The 1258-nt window shown below is 39.7% G+C and carries 1 pseudogene; it reads left to right on the top strand.

Annotation, left to right across the window (positions count from 1 at the left end):
- Positions 1–119: 119 nt before the first annotated feature.
- Positions 120–1258 (top strand): annotated as a pseudogene (locus tag AC5FEC_RS10350) (ISL3 family transposase); the annotation flags it as partial.

Below are 1258 nucleotides of genomic sequence, written 5' to 3'. Positions count from 1 at the left end.
CTATAATTTCTGTAGTGGGTAAATCCACCGCAGGGATTATGGAGCCTATTTTGTTGTAGAAAAAAAGTCCCATATGACCTATAATGAAAAGCAACGAAACCATCATTAGAAAGAATCTTATGGAACAGTTAAATTTTATCACAAACTTACTGGGAATAAAAGACCCTAACATCACTATTTTAGATTATGTAGATGCTGGAACACACAAGGAAATCATCGCCAAGCTAGATTATCCTGCACCTAAATGCCCTCACTGTCAAGGACAAATGGCTAAATATGACTTCCAAAAAGAATCTAAAATCCCCTACCTAGAGTGTGCGGGATATAAGACATTGATTCGGTTAAAGAAACGCCGTTTCCGCTGTCAGGATTGCGGGAAAGTAGCTGTCGCAGAAACGTCCTTAGTCAAGAAGAATCACCAAATTGCAACCATCGTCAACCAGAAAATCGCTCAAAAATTGATCGAGAAAGTCTCTATGACGGCCATCGCTGAAAGCTTAGCAGTTTCCACGTCAACCGTCATTCGTAAACTGAAAGAGTTTAAATTCAAGACAGATTTATCTTATCTTCCAACTCACATGTCTTGGGAGTGAAACAGTCTGGGGAGAGACTGTTTCAGCTGGCTTCAAGAAGGGAAAGATGAGCTTCATTGCGCAGGATTTTGACTCGCTCAAGGTCATCACAATTCTGGACGGACGAACGCAAGCAACCATTCGCAATCACTTTCTGCGCTATTCCAGGCAGGTCCGAAACCGCGTTAAAGTCATTACAATGGATATGTTTAGTCCCTACTACGATATTGCCAGAAAACTATTTCCAAACGCTAAAATCGTCCTCGACCGTTTTCACATTGTACAGCATCTTAGCCGTGCTATGAGTCGTGTCCGTGTTCAAATCATGAATCAATTGGATCGAAAATCGCACGAATATAAGGCACTGAAACGTTACTGGAAACTCATTCAACAAGACAGTCGAAAACTAAGTCATAAACGCTTTTATCGTCCGACTTTTCGTATGCATTTGACCAACAAAGAGATTTTGGAAAAGCTGCTCTCTTACTCTCAAGAACTCAGAGAACACTATGACCTCTACCAACTCTTGCTTTTTCATTTTCAAGAGAAACAAGCTGAACATTTCTTTGGACTCATTGAAGATACAATTTCTTGTATAAATCCTATCTTTCTAACTGTTTTTAAGACCTTTTTAAAAGAGAGGGACAAGATTATCAATGCTTTGGAACTTCCTTACTCAAATGCTA

This window comes from Streptococcus sp. STC1396, assembly GCF_058933875.1.
The sequence above is the reverse complement of the archived record's forward strand: the minus strand, read 5'-3'. Positions and strand labels throughout refer to the sequence as shown.